This is a genomic window from Fervidicoccus sp. (genome assembly GCF_049967375.1).
Taxonomy (GTDB): Archaea; Thermoproteota; Thermoprotei_A; order Sulfolobales; family Fervidicoccaceae; genus Fervidicoccus; species Fervidicoccus fontis.
This window is the reverse complement of the sequence record NZ_JBMFSV010000022.1, coordinates 1-19,606: the sequence shown is the minus strand read 5'-3', so window position 1 is coordinate 19,606 and position 19,606 is coordinate 1. Positions and strand designations below refer to the sequence as shown.

Here is a 19,606-nt window from a genome sequence, read left to right as displayed (position 1 = left end):
TGAGGGCCGGTAGCTCAGCTGGAAGAGCGCTGCCCTCGCACGGCAGAGGTCCCGGGTTCAAATCCCGGCCGGTCCACTTTTTATACATTTTTGGATTGAAAACGATTTATTTATTCAAATGTTTTAAAGAATTATTATTACAAGGATTGCAATTATTAGCCCATATATAGCAATTCCTTCTCCAAGTGCCACTATGAGAAGTACTGTCCCAAATGCTTCGGGCTTTTCAGAGAGCACACTTAATCCAGCTGCTCCTGTCCTAGCGACTGCTATGCCCCCTCCTATACCTGCCAGTCCTATAGCTAATCCAGCGCCAATTGCCTTATATCCAGCAGTTTCTGAACCTGTTGTTGTCTGCGCATATGCCATTGTTCCTATAATTGAAATCAAAAGTATTGAAGCAAATAATAATAGTAATCTTAGCCTGTTGAGCGATTTACCTTGCAACTCTAACACCTATGAGTATATTTTAGTTATATATTTTAAATTAGTTATTTAAAAAAAAGAAATAAAAAGATTATGGTTTTAGCTTAAGTATATTTTTATTTTTCAATGTTAAAAATATATTTAACTTTTTAAACTTTTCGTTATTTCTTTATTTGCAAATTTCCATGCTATAAAATAGTTATATTGAAACTTAAAGCCTGCATATTTAGAGTAGGAGAGGATGGCAGTTCAATACTTTGCATAAATTTAAATAAATTTAAGTAAAATCCTATACTTCTTTCATTTGAAAGAATATAAAAATCTTTATAAAAAGATGCGGGCCCGCCGGGATTTGAACCCGGGATCCCCGGCTTCGCAGGCCGGTGCCCTGATCCTGGCTAGGCGACGGGCCCTTTTTTTGCAACAATTTCTAAAATGTTTTATTCAAATTTTTGAAGTGAAAGATTTCTACTTTTAATTCTTGGTGATTAGTTTAATATTAATATTTATTATGCGATCAGAATTCAGAAGATCATAAGCTCAAAAAAATTTTAACCAAAATTTATATATAGGTTCTCGCATTTAATCTTATTGATGGAGGAAGGTTGCAATACAAATGGAGAAGAAAGATATAGATTCTATATGTGGAGGTCTACCACCCGAACTCTGTGAACAGCTCGCAAAAGAACAGCAACTTATAAAAATTAGGCTTGAAAAGAGAAAGTTTGGAAAAGAAGTAACAATAATAGAAGGTATTGATGAAAAAGAAGTAGATATAAAGAAACTTGCTTCTCAGCTAAAGACTAAATTGGCGACAGGCGGTACTGCAAAGAATGGCAGGATAGAGCTCCAGGGAGATCATAGAAGTGCTCTTAAAGAAATTCTCATACAGTTCGGATTTCCTGAAGAAAGTATAATAGTAGTAAGCTAACGAAAAATTTATAAATAATTAACCGAAAATTTTATATACTATTTTTTAAACCAATATATAAATTGGATCTTCTTTCTTAATCAGGTGGAAATTTGTTATGAGTTCTGAAGCTTCTAAAGAAAAAAAGAAGGAAGAAGCTAGAAAAAGCGAAAATGAAAGTGGTTGCCCGCCAAACGCTATTGTATTTGATCCGGAAAGGGGAGAGTATATTTGCACAGAAACGGGAGAAGTTCTAGAGCAAAAGTTGGTTAATCAAGGACCCGAGTGGCGCGCCTTTACGCCAGAAGAGAAGGAAAAAAGGAGCAGAATAGGGGGGCCACTATCTCCAACTGTTCATGATAGAGGATTGACAACCTTAATTGACTGGAGAGACCGTGATGCCAGCGGTAAAAAGCTTGAGCCAAAAAAGAGGCTCGAATTTCTTAGATATAGGAAGTGGCAGATACGAAGTAGAATACAGTCTAGCATCGATAGAAACCTCGCTCAAGCTATGAACGAGCTAGATAGGCTTTCCAATCAGCTTCACTTAAATAGAGCAGTAAGAGAAGAAGCGGCAGTTATTTATAGAAAAGCTGTAGAAAAGGGATTAGTTAGAGGGAGGAGTATAGAAAGCGTTATCGCCGCTTCAGTATATGTTGCATGCAGATTGAAGAAGCTACCTAGAACGCTCGATGAAATCTCTCTGCATACAAGGGCTAATAGGAAAGAGATCGCGAGATGTTATAGGCTTCTGGTAAAGGAGCTACAGCTTAAAGTTCCCATAGCAGATCCTATAGATTACATTCCAAGGATGGGTAGCCTGTTAGATCTCAGTGGAAAGGCAATGAATATTGCTGCAAGGATAGTCAAGATCGCTAAACAGAAGGCCCTTACTGCAGGAAAGGATCCTGCTGGCTTAGCGGCGGCTGCAATATATGTTGCAACTTTATTAGAAAACGAGAAGAGAACTCAGAAAGAAATAGCAAATATTGCAGGAGTCACAGAGGTCACTGTAAGGAATAGATATAAAGAGCTTGTCAATGAATTAAAGCTTGACATTCCTGAAGAAGATTAAACAATTAAAAAATTTTTTAGCAAAAAATTAATAATTGAAAAGAATGTTAGCAATTTTTAAAACCTGCATTTAAAATAAAAATATTACAAGGGGCCGTCGTCTAGCTTGGTAGGATGCGAGGCTTGGGCCCTCGTGGTCCGGGGTTCAAATCCCCGCGGCCCCACTTTTCAGAAAAATTGATTACCTTTGATTTTAAATGTTTAAAAGTTCAAGACTGAAGTTGGTGCCAGAAGTGTCGTCAAGCTACTTAATTTCTAAGGAACATCTTAAGGCTATTGTTAAGGAGCTGAAGCAGTGGGTAGCTCCAGCAACAACTCTACTATCTTTGTACATTCCTCCAGGCAGACCGATAAGCGATGTTGTTAATATGCTTAGAGAAGAGCTTAGCATAACTGATAACATAAAGCTAAAAAGGACGAAAGATGCTGTTCAGACATCACTTAGCATGGCTATAGATAGATTATCTAGTATAAATAAAGTTCCTGAAAACGGGCTTGTCCTTTTTTGCGGGAAAAACAGCGATACTAATAAAGAAATATGCCTGATGTTTTCTCCGCCTGAACCAGTGAAGATCTATTTCTACAGAACAGACAAGTGGTTCCATGTAGAATATCTTGAAGATATGATATCTGAGAAGGATTACTATGGTCTAATATTGATAGAAAGAGATGAGGCTACGATTGGGCTACTTAAAGGTACAACGATCCAAATGCTTGACAACTTTATGAGTTACATCCCTGGCAAGCACACAAAAGGAGGACAGAGCCAAAGGAGGTTCGACAGGATTATTGAACAGATGGTCGAGGACTTCTACAAAACCGTTGCAGAAAGAGCGAAGCAACTATTTGAGCCGCTACTCCTCGAAGGAAAGCTCAAAGGCATATTAATTGGAGGCCCTGGCTACAGCAAACAAGATTTCGTCACCGGAGAATATCTTGAAAAAAGATTCAGAGACTTGGTCATAAATAAATTAATAGATGTCGGCTATCAGGGAGAAGCGGGACTAAGAGAGCTCGTCCTAAAGGCTGAGGATGTGCTTCAAGATCACAGATATTCTGATATTGTCAAGAAAGCTGAAGAGCTAAAACTTCACATGGCAAAAGCCGATGGGCTTTATGTTTTTGGGATTGAAGAGGTGAAGCATGCTGCAGAAATTGGCGCCTTGCAGACATTGCTGATAATTGAGTCTCATCCTAATATAGATGAAATGGAAGCAGTAGCAAAGAAGTCAAATGCTGAAATAGTAATAGTACCTGAAGACACCCCAGAGGGTGAGTGGCTAAAATCTTCCTTTGGAGGAGTGGCTGGAATTTTAAGATATAAACTTTATTAGAATATTTAAAAATAGACGTATATTTTTATAATTTTATAATAACGCAATTTTGTGTTCAAAATTCTGCTTTCTGCTTAAGAGCTTATGCTTTTCCATTTGTTAAAATATTAGATAATTTTTCATAACTATTTCTATCCTTTACAACTGAAGGCTCGCCATTTAGGGCAAGGGGGAGGGGAGGTCAGTAGATTCTTAAGCTTAGCAATGACATTGCTTATATCGTATTTAACGAGATATATTTCGAATTTAAAACTTTCTGTATCTAAAATTCCAAAAGAAGCTCATGAACCTTCATCTTTTGGTTGACCTACACTGCCAGGATTTAGAACTCGATTTTAATCTATTTTTAAATCCATGAGAATATTGTGTATGACCTGCGAAGGCAATTCTTTGCTCGTTATCTCTTTTTCTTATCATGTAACAATAGAGAAGAAGAGAGCATCGTCCTAAAATTTCAAATGATAAGCTTGGATACATATATTCGTAAAGCAGGTTTCTTGGAGAGCCGTATACTAAAGTTATTTTCTCTTCATCTAACTCGAGGTTTGCTATAGGTTTGAAGCTTCTAAGCCAAGCTATATATTCTTCCGATAGGATCTTAAAAGAAATTTCGGTTCTGGTATATACGCTTAATTCATTCGTTTTCTCTCCGCATCCACAATCAATATTGTAGGCTACAGCAAAGTCGTGATTTCCTGAAAGTATAATCCTTGGATTGATCTCTTACTAAGTCTATAACTTTTTCCGGCTCGGGCCGTAATCCACTAAATCTCTTGATATCCATACTTCGTTCCACGCTTTAACATGATCAATTACTGTTTAAAGCGCATCATAATTTCCATGTATGTCTGAAAGTATTAGTATTTTTACGGACAATCACCGTCATTTTGAACCTTGTAATCTTAATGCTTTTTAGCTTTTTTTATTTTATTATATGTATTTAGTAGCTATACTACCCACCTATAATCAATATTAAAGATGTCTTGTACTATTCGCAGGAATTAGAGATGACCTTTGATGATGAAAAAATTGACGAGATATCTCCATATACAAAGTGGTATATTCTTGGAATTATTTTAGGTGTAGCTGCTGGACTTTCAGCACTTGCTTTTTATTTTTCCCTATAAGTTTATGGAATTCCTATTCATGGAAAAATTCGTAGGGCTAAAGTTACTAACCCCGCTGGGCGAAAGTAGGTCGTTGAACTACTACTATCAGGCAAAAAAGAATTTGGCTAATACCTATTTCTACAGCTTTGGGGGCTAATTTCAGGGTTAATAGTTTATACATGGACACCAGAAGCTGAAGGACATGGAACTAATGCTGCAATAAATGCTTTTCACAGGATGCAAGGTAAAATTAGAAGAAGAATACCATTAGTTAAACTTATTGCTTCTGCAATAACGATATAATCCGGAGGAAGTGCAGGAAGAGAGGGACCAACAGCGCAGTTAAGTGCAGGAATAGGTTCGATAATTGCAGACTTATTTCATCTATCTCCTGAAGATAGAAGGATGATGGTAGCAATAGGTATAGGAACTGGTATAGGATCTATATTTAAAGCACTATTAGAGGAGCGCTTCTTGCTGGAGAAATATTATATATAAAAAAGACTTTGAAACTGAGGTTATACTTCCATCACTTGTTGCATCCGCTGTAGGATACACTATTTTTGGATCTGTAATTGGATTCCCTCCCATATTCGGAAATTATATAGGATCTTTTGTCCCTTCAACCTTCCCCTTATACTTCATTCTTGGTATAGTTGACGGCTTGATTGCCATATTATATGTTAAAATTTTTTATTTCATAAATGACTCGTTTAAAAATTGGAAAGCTAACAATTATTTAAAAACCCGTCATAGGCGGGCTCATAACAGGAATTTTTGGCTTAATTTTTCCTGAAATCTTGGGTACTAGTTACGGCACGGGAAGTTATCATTTGTTACCATATGCAATGATTGCTGTAGCTACTGCATATACAGTATCTGGAGATTACAGCATATACAGGTCTCAAGTTCCGACAAAAAGAGATTCTCCTGCTTATATTAAAGAACATTCTGTACCCCTCTTTTTATGGAACTAAAAGTTAAAGACTGTGAAAGTACAAAAGAACTGGTAATTAATTCAGACGATGATGCTAACAAAGCACTGAACGTAATGCTTAAACATAGGCTTTCCTCTTTACCAGTAATCGATAAAGATGACAATTTTGTTGAATATTGAACTTTTTTGATATGATAAATGCGAAAGGTAAAGTAAACGATTTTATGCCGATCCAGGACTTATACTTTTAAGAACGCTTGGTCCGGTGCTCGGAGGAATAGTTGCAGTATTGCTTATTTGGACTACGGCTGATAACGATCTCTAGATATTCGATATTCTTTAACGGTTAATATTTTCGTTTTTCGTTCATGTTTATTTTTTGTAGAAAATTTAAAACAGTTCCAATTTCTAGTAAATTTGTATGAATTATAACCATATATGTTTGATTTATATCATCTTTGTTAACATATAAAATGATCGGCGAATCTATCCTTTTTGATATTTTTACGAAAACACTATCCGTTGAAGCTTTTATTGATATAGCATAACTCCTAATTACCAATCCATTAGACCTCTATTTGAAAAATTTTTGTAGCATCAATTATGATAACAATTGCAAGAGAAAATCTAGTCTTCTAAGCTTAGTGAAATTTGTTATTTCTTTTTAATATAGGTAGGAGATTACATTTTCTTTATATATTCATTGAAACGTTGGACAAATTTTTCGATTCTTAGATCATCTGACCTCCTCAATGACATTGAGGAATAATGCCTCCATGTTTTTTCATCGTTTATTAACTTTACTATTTCCTGTATTGCTTCTTCTGCATTTTCATATCCAACTCCGCTTTTTCCTGCTAGTGCTAGATCGCTCCATAGTCCTCCACTTTTATGAATAACAACTGGAAGTCCAAATGACATTCCTTCAGCTATTGAAATGCCCCAGTGCTCATTAATAGTAGCGTGAAGAAGAACCTTAGATCTCCTCAACACTTCGTTAACTATCTCTTTATCAAGGTTCTCTAATAGATAAACTCTTGCATTTTTTCTAATATCGAAAGAGTAGCTTATGTTAAGTTTGTTTAAAATGCTTACAAGCTCATTTACATAAGAAGCCGACCTTCTCCCTTTCGAATATCCTACAAAATAAAACTTCGAATCACCAACTTCATTAACAACTTTAGGAACAATATTTTCTATTACCCAATGATACCTTTTTTCCCTTGAAAATCTTCCCAGTAGCACGATGCTGTTCTCTCTAGATGAAAAATCCTTGAGTTCTGAAGGGTCAATATTGTTTGGAGGAATAGGAGGATTTAGAACCTTGGGCTTCTGAGAATATATAGAACTGACTATCTTAGCAACATACTCTGAATTAACGAGAACGAGGTGAGCACTATCGAAAGGATTCTCTCTTTTAAATTTTGATGAAATCTTTCCAAACATCGAAAAATATAGTGAACCTATTATTCCATTATAGTTCTCTTTGATGTAAGGGTCACCGTTTAAGTTGATTTTTCTATCATTTAAGCTCATAAAATATGCTTCTATTGGAAAATGTATATATTCGATAACCTTTATGCCGTTTTTTCTTACTTTATTACCATCATAGAACGGAGAGTCCACAAAGAGAAACTCCGGGTCTGTAGATTTTATAACTTTATTTATTTCCCTTCTCAGGAGTATTCTCATCATTAGCCCAAAGCTGTTTATACTAATTGCAGCATGAGTTCTCGGGAACGAAGAAAGATCAATTCCAAAGGATTTCTTAATAACAAGGTCATCTATCTTAGATACAGAGACGAGAGTTGGCATATAACCTATAAGGCTAAAAGCTAAGGCAACGCTGGCGCTTAAAAGCTCAGATCCTCCTGCAGTATTCCAGAAGTGGTGTGCGACTAATGCATCGCTTTTAAAAGCATCTCTTTCAGCCGATTTCATCGAGACTTCTGCACCATATCATGATGTCAATAAAAAAAATAAAATGAACAATCTGTGGAAAAAGTCGGGATTTATTCGGTACTCATTCGAGATTCGGATCAAAGAATCCCTCTTATTCCGAAAGCCGTACCCAAGAGATCGCCAAAGAAATATGTCACAAAAGCTGTTCCAAGCATTAATAAAGTAGACTCAATAAATTCCCTCTTAAAATCTTTTTCCTGAAGCGTAGAACCATAATAAGTGAAACTTGCGATCATTAAAATTGCGATTGATATTGATACCAAAAATGCAGTTAGCATTTTCCTTATTAAAAAGTAAGGCAGAGCTAATACTGAAACCGCAGAGATGTAAGCCAAACCGGTCATGAGCGCGGAAGTCCTTGGAGACTTTCCAGCTTCATGCTTTGCTTGTAAATATGCTGCAGATGCCATTGAAATCGCAGCGGAAACTCCGACTACCATACCAGCAATTCCCGTAACAATAGTCGATTCGGTGACTCCCAAGAATCCTGCATGAACCCCGTTTATCTCAACTATGGCATCTGCAAGTCCCAATATTATAAAGCTCATATATCTAACAACCTTCTCATCTAAAGACTGAATTTCTGTCTTCTCATGAATTTCTTCGTCTTGAATTATCTTCATAAGCACTTGAGCATCTTCGCCTTTGAGTTCGCTTAGCATTTTCTTATAGCTTTCAATTGCCTTTTTTTCTTTATTTTCTAAGTATTTTAAAGTAAAAGTTATTCCGAATAGCTTTCGCAAGAAAAGAAAGAAGAGCATCTTTGAATTAATACTCTCCGTCTTGCAATCTTTTCCGTAAAGCTTTTTCCAGAATTTATAATGCCCTTCTTCATCTTTAGCGATCGCTTCTAAAATCTTCCTCCTATTTTCATCCTTTTCTTTGCTTGCAATATACGCGTATAGCATGCTATCTTCGTACTCTTGCTCGCAAAACTCCCTTGCCTTTTCCAATATTTCGTTAGCCACTATCCTCTCCTCATATTTATATATGCTTCTTAGATCTTTTTTCTCTTAACTCTTTAAACTCATCTATTAATTTTTTTGCTGTTTCTGAAACGCATTCGGCTGAAGGAGATTCTTCTATTAATCTCTTAAAAAAGAGAGCTGCACATTTTGATGAATGAAAGTCTAGTTGCAAGCCTTCTCTCTTTATTCTTATGCCTTGTCCTTCATAAAAGACCTTTCCGCAAACAACGCATTCATATTTTTCCTTCAAAAAATCTCTCACCACTATAAAAGTAGAAGAATAAAGATTTATTTATTAGTTTAGTAAGTCTTTGCCAGCCTTAAAGAAGTAACTGCATTCCTGCCGCACACTGGGCAGGTTTTTCCCTTTATCCATTCGGGCTTTTCTATCGGAGAGCCAAGAACCCTTATGCCGGTTCTTTCCTGCATCTTTAAAGCGCAGTCCTCGCTACCACACCAAGGAACCTCTATTATTCCCCTGACCCTTTCTCCATACTCCATAGTCAGCTCTAGTTTTTCTACTTTCGATATCTTTTCCTCCATTTTCTTCTTCGCTCTTTCTCTCAATCTCTTATCTATCTCTTCTCCTTCCTTCCTGACACTTTCACAGATTTTTTCCCTGGCTATGCTCTTTTTCTTTAGCTCATCCCTTGTTACTATGACCACTGTTTTAGAAGAGATCTCCCTTTTTCCTATCTCTAGCCTTATTGGCACCCCCCTCAGCTCCCAATCATAAAACTTCTTTCCAGGAGTTAGCTCTGTTCTAGTATCAATAACAGTTCTGATTCCACAATTTTCTAGCTCATTCCTAATCTCTTCCGAATATTCTATGACGCCTTTTTTCTCCTCATCATTGAAATATATAGGTATTATAACGACTTTTATAGGAGCGATAATATATGGAAGAATGAGCCCTCTTTTATCTCCGTGTATCGAAATGGTTGATGCAATTACTCTATCCGATAATCCATAGCTTGTCTGCCACACATAGTCATTTTCTCCATTTTCCTGCAATACTTTAACATCAAGCGATTTTGAGAAGTTTTGCCCTAAGTGGTGAACCGTTCCAACTTGGAGAACTTTCCCATCAGGCATAACTGTGTCAAAAGCTATTGTATAAAGCGCTCCAGCAAACTTATCAAAATCAGGTCTTTTTGATATGACGTATGGGATCCCTAGCTGGTCAAATATTGTACTATATATTTCAATTGCTTCCCTTACCTGCCTGTCTGCATCTTCAAAAGTTGAGTGAGCAGTATGCGCTTCCTTAAAAGTCGATACCTCCCTCAGCCTTATCATCGCTCTTGTAGCTTTGGTCTCATATCTGAAAATGCTTACTATCTGGTAGAATTTCTTCGGTAGTTGCTTGTAACTATTAAGCCAGTAACTCTCCATCAAGCTTATAGAAGTCTCGCTTGTTGGCCTCAGGGCAAGCTTGACATCTAATTCATCGAGGCCTCCATGTGTGACCCAATATACTTCATCTCTGAACCCTCTTATATGTTCTTCCTCTTTTATTAGCAAGTCCTCAGGTATAAGAAGAGGGAGTAGGATTTCTTCGTGACCTTTAGAATCGTGCTCTTTTCTTATCAGCTCTATAATATTTTTTCTTAATGCAAACCCATATGGCATCCATACACCCATTCCTTTCACTGGATATCTTCCATAGTCATAAATCTCTGCTTCTTTAATAACAGTGTCAAACCACTCACTAAATTCTTCTGGATTTATGTCATCCAAATACCTCACCTTCCGATTCAATGCAAAAACATAGCATTTGAAACATCTATTATAAAAATAGGCTTAATATTAATTTTTAAAATGCGAATAATATATTGAAAATTATGCGAAATTCGTAATCATTTTGAAAAATATTTAAGTGTAAAGTAAAATCTTGTACTATTCTTTAACATATAAATCTTTATAGAACTCTATGAGCTTAGGTTCTATTTCTGCTAGCGTCTGGAAGTCGTCTGGTATTACGTAAGTGAATGGTATAACATCTTTTATAGATGGCAGACCAGAAAGTATCTGGATTAGTCTGTATAATCCGATGCCCGTACCTCCTGTTGGAGGCAGACCATATTCTAACGCCCTTATGAAGTCCTTGTCCATTGGGTGCGTTTCCGTTCCTCTTCCTGCTTTCTTTCTCAACTCTTCTTCCTCTTTAAATGCCATATACTGTATTATAGGATTGTTAAGCTCGGAATATCCGTTTCCAACTTCCATTCCAGCAATGTAGAGCTCGAATCTTTCTGCATAATTAGGATCTACCCTATATGGTCTAGCAAGCGGAGAAATGTCTCTTGGGAACAGTGTTATAAATGTCGGGTTCCTCAGCTTTTTCTCAGCTACTTTTTCAAAAATGTTTTCGACTAGCTTCCCTTTTCTGGGGTCGTCTATTCCTACTCCAAGCTGCTTTGCTATCTCCACTAACTCTTCGTGAGTTTTGTTCTTTATGTTTATCCCTCCATAGGTCTCAACAGCTTCCTCTAAAGTCATTTTCTTAAATGGCCTGGAGAAGTCAAGCGTTTCTTTTTCCCCATCTGGTTTTGTTATTTCAACTTTATAATCTCCGTATACTGCTTTAACAGATTCCGCAACAAGCTCCTCAGTCAAATCTAAAATGTCATTCCAGTCTCCAAACGCTTTGTAGGCTTCTAGTTGTATGAACTCAGGATAGTGTGTAACGTCTATATCTTCATTTCTAAAGCATACGGCTATCTCGTATACTCTATGCAATCCAGCCACAACTAGTCTTTTTAGATACGTCTCCGGGGCGATGCTTAAATATCCCATCCTGTCAAGAGCTTCTATTTTTGTTACGAAGGGTTTCGCAAGTGCCCCCCCATATATAGGCTGTATTTTTGGGGTATGGACTTCAACAAAGTTTTTCTTATCAAGTATAAGTCTCATAGTCATCTCAATTTTGTACAGATCTACTAAAGCTTTTCTTACCTTCGAATTAAGGAGTATATCCAAGTACCTCTCTCTATACCTCTGTTCAGGATCTTTTACTCCAAACTCGTGGAAAGGTATCGGTCTCCATGCGATAGAGAGAAGGTCAAAGTCTTCTGCAAGGATTGATATCTCTCCCGCTTTTGTTCTTATTATCCTACCTTTAATTCCAAGGAAATCTCCTTTATCGATCAAATCTAAAAGGGCATCTTTAGGAGGCTTGACTGTATCCCTCCTCAATACTATCTGTATCCTCCCCATCTGATCATAGAGATCTATAAATAGTATGCCTCCGTGTCTTCTAATATGCCATATTCTTCCAGCAACTGAGACCGTATCATTGGTCTCCTCACCAGGCTGAAGATGGCTGTACTTATTCTTTATATCTTCAGAAAATGCCGTAACATCATACCTATAAGCGACCCTATACGGGTCCAAACCCAAATCTCTTAATTTTGAAATTTTTTCTACTAGATTTTTTACCCAAGTTTCTTGTACCATCTTCTTTCCCTACCAATAATTATAATTATGGTCTAATTACGATATGCTTTCCATAGGAAGTGTTGATTTTTTATTTTTCTTTTTTCTACATAATTAAGTTTTACTTTATTTTTAAAATAAAAAAACGATAGGATCTATGTTACAGTTATCTTCTGCTATAAAGCTCGGCTCTTTTCCAACATTACGATTTCCTAAACTTTAAAGTAGAGAATTTAATAACATGAAACAATATTACTAAAATTTAATGTTGAGTTTTATCTTAAAAGCGATACTCTCAATTATAAAACCTTAAAAAATATTTATAAACAAATCAAAAAGCAATCAAAAAGAAAAGATCAAAAAGAAAACTTTTAAAAAAGTTCCAATCGTAATAAATATATGGGTAATAGTATGAAAGAAAGGTCTATAGAAAAAACAGAAGCTTTATCTTTAAAACATGAAAAATTCTTCTCTAAAAAAGCACTAGAAATGAAGGCTTCTGAAACTAGAGAACTTTTGAAACTTGTAGAAAATTCAAATGTAATCTCGCTAGCTGGAGGTATGCCAGCTCCTGAAACCTTTCCTGTAGATATAATCGGAGAAATCACACAAGAAGTAATAAAAAACCATGCCGCACAGGCACTTCAATACGGGACCACTAATGGCTTCACTCCTTTAAGAAATGCTATAGTTGAGTGGATGAAAAAGAAGTATGGCGTTCAAATTTCTAAAGATAATTTAATAATAACAACCGGATCACAGCAAGCATTAGATTTAATCGGAAGAGTATTTATCAATCCTGGAGATGTCGTGATAGCAGAAGCTCCAACCTATCTTTCAGCTCTTCAGGCTTTCGAATACTACAAGCCAGAATTTGTTCAAATTCCTCTAGACGATGAGGGGATTCGCATCGACCTTCTTGAAGAAAAGCTGAAGGAACTTAAGTCTCAGGGAAAAAGCGTAAAGTTTGTTTACACAATCTCAATATTCCAGAATCCTGCAGGAGTAACTATGAGTGAAAAGAGAAGGAAGGAAATTCTTGAGCTTGCTTCACAGTATGACTTTATAATCATAGAAGACAACCCCTATGGAGAGCTTCGCTACTCTGGTAGCCCTATTAGGCCTATCAAATCATGGGATGATAATGGAAGAGTTCTTTATTTAGGAACCCTTTCAAAAGTTTTAGCTCCAGGCTTCAGAATTGGGTGGATAGCTGGAGATCCTCGCTTTATAAATAAGCTTGAGATAGCGAAGCAGAGCGTCGACCTATGTACTAGCACATTTAACCAGGTTATAGCATGGAAATACATTGAGGGAGGGTATCTAGATAAGCAAATACCAAAGATAGTCGAATTTTACAAACCTAGGAGGGATGCTATGCTGAAGGCTCTTGAAGACTTCATGCCAGAGGGAGTTAAATGGACAAAACCTGAAGGGGGAATGTTTATCTGGGTAACAGCGCCAGAAGGAATAGATACAAAGCTTATGTTTGAAAAGGCTGTTGCAAAAGGAGTTGCATATGTGCCAGGAGAGGCGTTCTATGCACATAGAGAAGTTAAGAATGCTATGAGGCTAAACTTCACATATGTTTCAGAAGAAAAGATTAGAGAAGGAATAAGCAGGCTTGCAGAAACAATTAAGGAGGAAATTAAAAAAAGCAAAATTTAACTTTTTTTACTAATCATCAAGATTTTTTGAAATCGGAACATCAGAATATTTGTATTTAGATTTATAAAAAATTAATATGGAAGGATTAGTTTTTCCTGTTTAGCTGATTCGTTCCAGTAAAACCATTCCTCTTCGATCATCTTATCCATTTTATCAATATCTTCATCCTTCAAGTGTCTGAATCTTCCCTGTAATGACAAATACTCCCTGACGTGCTTTCTTGGATTAGGCCTGTAATTCAGCTTAAATTGTCCTTCTATCAGCTCCCAAAGCACCCACATGCCGGTTTCAACTGCAAGTTTTGAAAGCATGACCGTATCAGCTGGAGATGTGAACCATCCTTTAGGGCACGGAAACAGAGCGTGTATTACAGATGGTCCTCCTGAATTTAGAGCTCTAACTACCTTATTCATTAAGTCAAGAGGTGGCCATAGAGTCGCTGTTGCTACGTATTTTACATTTGGATGAGATGCTGCAATTAAAGCCACGTTCTTTTTATATCTGGTGTTTCCTAGAGGCTTTACCTTACCTGATGGAGTAAATGTGGTTGTAGCTCCCCAAGGTGTTGTGCTTGAAGCTTGTACACCTGTGTTCATATATCCCTCATTATCATATACAATATAGAGCAATCTTTGATAATCATAAGATAATCCCATGGACAATCCTGAAAGCCCTATATCTGCCATTGCTCCGTCTCCGCCCATTACTATCACATTGATATCTTCGGGCTTCCTTTTGCCTTTTAACATCAGTATCCTTAGCGCAGAAGCAATGCCTATAGCAGCTGCTCCTCCCCCTCCAAGCTGAGTATGGTGCCACGGAACTGAATATGGCGATGTTAGAAATTGATGAGCATTTGCTACGTACATACATCCCGTTGGTCCTATGAATATCGTATTCGGACCTGCAGCTTTAGATATAAGCCTATATCCTATTGCAGGCCCGCAGCCTGCACATGTCCTCCTCCCTGCTGTATAGTAGTCAATAGGAGGAATTTCTCTCAAACTCTTAAATTCTGATTGCATGATCATATATCTTCACCTCTGAGCGTGAGCCAATAAGCTTTCTTCTGAGGTTTCTTGTGAACCGACTCGATTATCATTTCAGCAGCTTTCATAAAGTGCTCTACCTTTGGTTCTCTTCCTCCTAGGAAAAGGAAGCCCAAAAGTTCTGGCCTTGTATTCGCTTCATAGAGCGATGTCGCTATTTCGTGATATAGTGAACCTGTTCCAAATGGAGAGCCAAATGAATAGCCGAACTCTATTACCCCAGCAGCCTTGACTCCGTCAATGACTCTTAGTAAATCCTCAGCAGGGAATGGTCTCACATACCTCAGCCTAATAGTACCGATTTTAACTCCTTTTTCTCTCATTCTTTTTGCAACTATTTCTATATCCTTCATATACGCTCCCATACCAATGAGGGCGAAGTCAGCATCCTCCATTCCAATAGCCTCTATAAATGGAGGGTACTCTCTTCCTGTATAAGTAGCAAAGTCTTTCCAAGCTTCAACTATTACCTCTTTTGCCCTCTTTGTAGCGACGTCTACTAACTTTCTTTGTTCTGGTCCTATAAGTGATGGTGCTATGTGCTGAGCTTTAGTTACCGGTCCATCAATTGGATCAATTCTGTATGGAGGTTTATATGGGGGCAAAAAGTCAGTAGCCTGTTCTTTCGTCACAGGCACAATTGGAGTAGCAACATGAGTTAATGCCGCACCATCCAACACTACAAAATGAGGAAGGAGCACCCTTTTGTCTTCCGCAACTCTATATGCGACCAAAGTCATATCGTGGGCCTCTTGGACTGTTTTAGCCCATGATATAAGCCACCCATAGTCCCTAAACATTAATACATCGCTCCACTCCATTCCAAAGTTCCCTGGATCATCTAAAGCTCTAGTCCCTATAGCACCGACTACAGGCAACTGACTCAATGCTGTTACTATAATAGCTTCTGCCGCATAAGCCAGTCCAACACCGCTACTACCTACAAACGTCCTCGCTCCTACGGCTGAAGCATGCTTAACTATTTCAAATTGACTGTGCTCAGAATCAGCAATCACAACATCAGCAATGAACTCTCCATTAGCTATCATTGAAGCTAACGCATTCATTATTCCTGTATAAGGTCTGATCGGATAAGCGGAAATTACATCAACATCAGCAACCTTAACAGCCTCTGCTATCGCTCTAGCTCCATTCCATACTTTGAATTTAGGCTTTTCAATTGCAACTGGGGGAATGTTTTTTATTTCGGATGACATTTAGATCACCTCAGAATCCGTACTCTCTTTGGTCAAATCTCCTAAGCACCTCTCTATCCTTTAAGCCTTCAAGATGCTCAAGTTCCGATACCATACTTATAGCCTTTGCGGGGCATACATTAGCACAAATGCCACAGCCCTTGCAATAATCATAGTCGATCTTTATTGGATTGAAACTGATTGCGCCATCAGGGCAATAGTAGTGGCATAGTTTGCAATCTGTGCATCTCTTATAATCAATAATGGGTCTCTGCCACCTCCATTGAGTCGTAAAGCCGATGTTTTTATTTCCAGGCTTTGGACCAAACTCGATCAAACCAGGTGCTAAGACTTCCCACCTAGGCATTGAAGCTATTCTTGAAGAGTATGTTTGAGCTTCGGCTGCTGCCTTCTGATATGTATAGTAGACTTCTGGAGTCCAGAACTCTCCAGTATATTCAGGAAGTTCGATTTCGTTCTTTATTTTCTTAAACATCTCTGTCTCCTCAGCAAGTATATGGACCTCTTTGACTGACGAATTTTCGTAACCCTTTCTTATAGATTCTTTCTTTTTCTCTTTACCAAATATATCAGCCGCAGCAAGCAGAGAATCTAGGTCAACTCTGTCCCAAGCACTTGCTACTGCTCCTAGCATAGGATAGGCAATAGCAGAATCTATCCTAGCCGCGCTTATAGTTACAACCCTTCCGAACCAGTCTTGTGCTAGATTGTATTTTTTAACTAGCTTGACTACGTCATCAGGAGATATCGATGTGTTTACAACAAGTATAGCATTCTTCTTTGCGCCATCGAATAAAAGAGCCCTTTGAGATGTCTTTTGAAGCAGGAGACTTGAGCTAAAAACTGCAATAACATTGAAAAGTTCGCCAACAGGCTCAACCTCTTCGTGAAGAAGCACAGGAACATTTGGATTGCCAAACACCGTATAAAAGATCATGGGAATGTAGTTCCTTTCAGGGCTGTCGTCATACCTCATGTAGTAATATGTCTCAATTCCCTTGAGTGCTCCTACTTGAGCTAAAGTTTGCGAAAAAGCCGTCATATCTGCGGTATGATCGACGCCTATTCCGTGTGATATAATCCAATCAAGTTTTTCATAATCAAAATACCTTTCTATTTTTGGTGTGAATTTCACGAGTTTCAATGAGCTTCTGCACCTCATATATTTTTAATAACACTATTATACATATGATACAAGATATAAAGTAGAATATATACTGACACTTGAGATTTTTAGCTAATTTTTATTATAAAATAAGCTTTTCGTAGCTAACTACTTCATATTTTAATAAATAAGTTTTTAAAATAACAATGAAATAACATTTTAAAAACTAGAAACTAAATGGCGGGTTGAAATGGGAAAATACGTTGTCTGCGCTGCATGGCCATACGTTAATAACGTTCCTCATCTTGGAACAATGATAGGTAGCTTGCTTTCAGGAGACGTCTACTTTAAATTTTTAAAGCTATTGGGAGAGGATGCTGTATATGTAAGCGGAAGTGATGAGCACGGCTCCCCCATAGAAGTAGAAGCTAAAAAGAAAGGGATAGAACCGAAGTTAATGACTGATGCGATGCATAGCTATGTAACTAAACTGATTAACGATTGGGAAATCACATTCACAAATTATTCGAGAACTCACAATCCTGTACACATAAATTTTGTTAGAGATTTCGTCATGAAATTATATGAAAACGGTTATATAGTTAAAAAGAAGGAGTTGCTTCCTTATTGCCCAGTTGACAAGATCTTTCTTGCAGACAGGTTCATAGAAGGCACCTGTCCATATTGCGGCTATGAAAAAGCGAGAGGAGATCAGTGCGATAACTGTGGTAGATTGCTGACTCCTACCGAGCTTATAAATCCGCATTGTGTCTTCTGCGGCTCAAAGCCAATATACAAGGAGACTGAGCACTGGTTTTTCAAAATGGACATGCTTCAAAATGAGCTTTTGGAATGGCTAAAGAACAACGATGAGCTTGACGACAATGTTAAGAACTACAGCATTAATTGGGTGGCAGAAGGATTGAAAGAAAGAAGTATAACAAGAGATGTTTCCTGGGGAGTCCCTGCACCTTTTCCCGGTGCTGAGGGAAAGACTATCTATGTATGGTTCGACGCACTGTTAGGATATATAAGTGCTGTTAAGGAGCACTTCGAAAAAATAGGAAGGAGCGATGAATTTGAAAAGTGGTGGAAGGACAAAAACACAAAAACCATATACTTTATTGGAAAAGACAACATCCCATTTCATGCGATAATATTCCCTTCAATGCTGATCGCCTCTAGAGAAGGTTATCCTCTGCCTTGGAAGATAAGCGCTACAGAATATCTTCTATTTCAAGAAGAGAAGTTCAGCAAAAGCAGAGGGATTGGAGTCTGGGCAGATGAAGCGCTCGAGATTCTCCCAGCAGATTACTGGAGATTTGCACTTATACGAATGAGGCCAGAAGCTAAGGATACAAACTTCAGCTGGAGTGAGTTCTACAGAATAATTAACTCAGAACTGAACGACGATATAGGCAACCTTGTACACAGGGTTCTGACATTTACATACAAGAACTTCAATGGCTCTGTACCAAATCAATCAAAGCTGAGCGAAGAGGATATTAAACTTTTAAATGATATGGAAAGATTTTACAATGAGGCGATCGCTGCTTATAGCAACGCTAAGCTTAAACTTGCAAGCGATAAGATATTGGAAATGGCCAGAAGGGGAAACCAGTATCTCAATTCTCAAGCACCGTGGGACGAAATTAAAGAGAGCAGAGAGAGAGCAGGCACTATTATTTACAACATGTTAAATTATGTGAATGTTCTAATGACTTTGCTCTGGCCTATAACTCCATCATCATCGGAGGCTTTTTACTCAATTTTAAATATCAATGGTCCTAAGGAAGGAGGTCTGAGGAGAATAATTCAGGAAAAGCTTGAATCCGGGAAGAGCATAAGGCAGCCGCAACCCATATTCAAAAAATTACCTCCGGACTTCTTAGAAAAGATAGACTCAATAATTTCGAATGCAAGGGATAAAGTTGCACAGAAAAGACCGAAATTTTAATTTTTTAAATTAAATTTGTCATTCCCTGCAGAGCAGAATTCAGTATATAGCTTATCATGAATTCTCCTGCAATAATTCCAGCACCAGTAGCAACCAGCAATATAGAAAAGTAATACCAAAAGCTTTTTGAGACTCCTGGAGTCACTTTGTTTATTGAAAGTGCATTCAAAAGTGCAGTCGCGAAAGAAAAAACCGTGGCAAATATCATAACTAGTTGAATGGATATGTTGCTACCGAACATTATTCCAAAAACATTTCCTGGAATTGAAGACTGCATGGATGAAAGCATTTGCGAAAAGCCCTGCAGAAGGCTCGAAACGAATATGTTGATAACAACTATTGCTCCCTGCATTATGTATGTCGTCATTTCAAACGTCTTTGCGACCTGAAGCCTATTCCTCCTAAGGCCAACTATAGTATTATAGTGACCGCTTATGCTAGCACCGACCTGG

At 37.6% G+C, this 19,606-nt stretch carries 17 protein-coding genes, 3 tRNA genes and 1 pseudogene; 10 read left to right on the top strand and 11 right to left on the bottom strand.

From position 1 onward, the window contains the following. Positions 1-3: 3 nt before the first annotated feature. Positions 4-76 (top strand) — tRNA-Ala (locus ACP5SL_RS04865). Between the two features lie 47 nt (positions 77-123). Here ACP5SL_RS04865 and ACP5SL_RS04860 read toward each other — a convergent pair. Further along, on the bottom strand, positions 124-369 hold the full coding sequence (locus ACP5SL_RS04860) for an ATP synthase subunit C (protein ID WP_428228261.1): 246 nt from the start codon (positions 367-369) through the stop codon (positions 124-126). Between the two features lie 394 nt (positions 370-763). Beyond that, positions 764-839 (bottom strand) — tRNA-Arg (locus tag ACP5SL_RS04855). 218 nt (positions 840-1,057) lie between these two features. On the opposite strand from ACP5SL_RS04855, the gene yciH reads away from it, so the two are divergent. From yciH to ACP5SL_RS04820, 7 genes and pseudogenes are all read left to right on the top strand, one after another. Beyond that, on the top strand, positions 1,058-1,357 hold the full coding sequence (gene yciH, locus ACP5SL_RS04850) for a stress response translation initiation inhibitor YciH (protein WP_193803949.1): 300 nt from the start codon (positions 1,058-1,060) through the stop codon (positions 1,355-1,357). Between the two features lie 97 nt (positions 1,358-1,454). Continuing rightward, positions 1,455-2,411, top strand: coding sequence for a transcription initiation factor IIB (locus ACP5SL_RS04845; RefSeq protein ID WP_193803885.1), 957 nt, complete (start codon positions 1,455-1,457; stop codon positions 2,409-2,411). An 89-nt stretch (positions 2,412-2,500) separates the two neighbouring features. Next, positions 2,501-2,574: transfer RNA gene (locus ACP5SL_RS04840), tRNA-Pro, on the top strand. Between the two features lie 33 nt (positions 2,575-2,607). Beyond that, the gene (gene prf1, locus ACP5SL_RS04835; RefSeq protein WP_014558082.1) at positions 2,608-3,744 is read left to right on the top strand and encodes a peptide chain release factor aRF-1; all 1,137 of its coding nucleotides are present in this window, start codon (positions 2,608-2,610) and stop codon (positions 3,742-3,744) included. Between the two features lie 1,007 nt (positions 3,745-4,751). Beyond that, a pseudogene (locus tag ACP5SL_RS04830) lies at positions 4,752-5,671 on the top strand (chloride channel protein); the annotation flags it as partial. A 15-nt stretch (positions 5,672-5,686) separates the two neighbouring features. Next, positions 5,687-5,830 (top strand): hypothetical protein, encoded by a 144-nt coding sequence (locus tag ACP5SL_RS04825; protein ID WP_211206219.1) that lies wholly within the window; start codon positions 5,687-5,689, stop codon positions 5,828-5,830. Continuing rightward, the gene (locus ACP5SL_RS04820) at positions 5,821-5,970 is read left to right on the top strand and encodes a CBS domain-containing protein (RefSeq protein ID WP_014558078.1); all 150 of its coding nucleotides are present in this window, start codon (positions 5,821-5,823) and stop codon (positions 5,968-5,970) included. The genes ACP5SL_RS04825 and ACP5SL_RS04820 overlap by 10 nt, the downstream gene beginning before the upstream one ends. A 501-nt stretch (positions 5,971-6,471) precedes the next feature. Here the strand turns inward: ACP5SL_RS04820 and ACP5SL_RS04815 are convergent. The 5 genes from ACP5SL_RS04815 to lysS form a co-directional block, all read right to left on the bottom strand. Next, a complete protein-coding gene (locus ACP5SL_RS04815; protein ID WP_428228260.1) occupies positions 6,472-7,731 on the bottom strand; it encodes a glycosyltransferase family 4 protein in 1,260 nt (419 codons plus the stop codon). A gap of 98 nt (positions 7,732-7,829) precedes the next feature. Continuing rightward, on the bottom strand, positions 7,830-8,720 hold the full coding sequence (locus ACP5SL_RS04810) for a VIT1/CCC1 transporter family protein (protein WP_014558076.1): 891 nt from the start codon (positions 8,718-8,720) through the stop codon (positions 7,830-7,832). Between the two features lie 16 nt (positions 8,721-8,736). After that, the gene (locus tag ACP5SL_RS04805; protein ID WP_148683661.1) at positions 8,737-8,970 is read right to left on the bottom strand and encodes a hypothetical protein; all 234 of its coding nucleotides are present in this window, start codon (positions 8,968-8,970) and stop codon (positions 8,737-8,739) included. Positions 8,971-9,020: 50 nt separating this feature from the next. Continuing rightward, positions 9,021-10,469, bottom strand: a complete 1,449-nt coding sequence (gene proS, locus ACP5SL_RS04800; protein WP_428228259.1) for a proline--tRNA ligase — start codon at positions 10,467-10,469, stop codon at positions 9,021-9,023. Between the two features lie 150 nt (positions 10,470-10,619). Next, a complete protein-coding gene (gene lysS, locus ACP5SL_RS04795; protein WP_014558073.1) occupies positions 10,620-12,179 on the bottom strand; it encodes a lysine--tRNA ligase in 1,560 nt (519 codons plus the stop codon). Between the two features lie 390 nt (positions 12,180-12,569). Here lysS and ACP5SL_RS04790 point away from each other — a divergent pair, with 390 nt between their 5' ends. Next, positions 12,570-13,826, top strand: coding sequence for a PLP-dependent aminotransferase family protein (locus tag ACP5SL_RS04790; protein ID WP_428228258.1), 1,257 nt, complete (start codon positions 12,570-12,572; stop codon positions 13,824-13,826). Positions 13,827-13,897: 71 nt separating this feature from the next. Here ACP5SL_RS04790 and ACP5SL_RS04785 read toward each other — a convergent pair whose 3' ends face one another. From ACP5SL_RS04785 to ACP5SL_RS04775, 3 genes are read right to left on the bottom strand one after another with little or no spacing between them, the layout of a single operon-like run. Continuing rightward, positions 13,898-14,857 (bottom strand): thiamine pyrophosphate-dependent enzyme, encoded by a 960-nt coding sequence (locus ACP5SL_RS04785; RefSeq protein ID WP_428228257.1) that lies wholly within the window; start codon positions 14,855-14,857, stop codon positions 13,898-13,900. Then, complete coding sequence (locus tag ACP5SL_RS04780) at positions 14,854-16,092, bottom strand: hypothetical protein (protein ID WP_272984862.1); 1,239 nt, start codon at positions 16,090-16,092, stop codon at positions 14,854-14,856. Before ACP5SL_RS04780 ends, ACP5SL_RS04785 begins: the two co-directional genes overlap by 4 nt. A gap of 10 nt (positions 16,093-16,102) precedes the next feature. Continuing rightward, positions 16,103-17,227, bottom strand: a complete 1,125-nt coding sequence (locus ACP5SL_RS04775; protein ID WP_014558069.1) for a 4Fe-4S binding protein — start codon at positions 17,225-17,227, stop codon at positions 16,103-16,105. A 220-nt stretch (positions 17,228-17,447) separates the two neighbouring features. On the opposite strand from ACP5SL_RS04775, the gene metG reads away from it, so the two are divergent. After that, positions 17,448-19,154 (top strand): methionine--tRNA ligase, encoded by a 1,707-nt coding sequence (metG, locus tag ACP5SL_RS04770; protein ID WP_014558068.1) that lies wholly within the window; start codon positions 17,448-17,450, stop codon positions 19,152-19,154. A gap of 4 nt (positions 19,155-19,158) precedes the next feature. On the opposite strand, the gene ACP5SL_RS04765 is transcribed toward metG, so the two are convergent. Further along, positions 19,159-19,606 (bottom strand): hypothetical protein (locus ACP5SL_RS04765; RefSeq protein ID WP_428228256.1); only part of this gene is annotated, 448 nt, incomplete at its 5' end.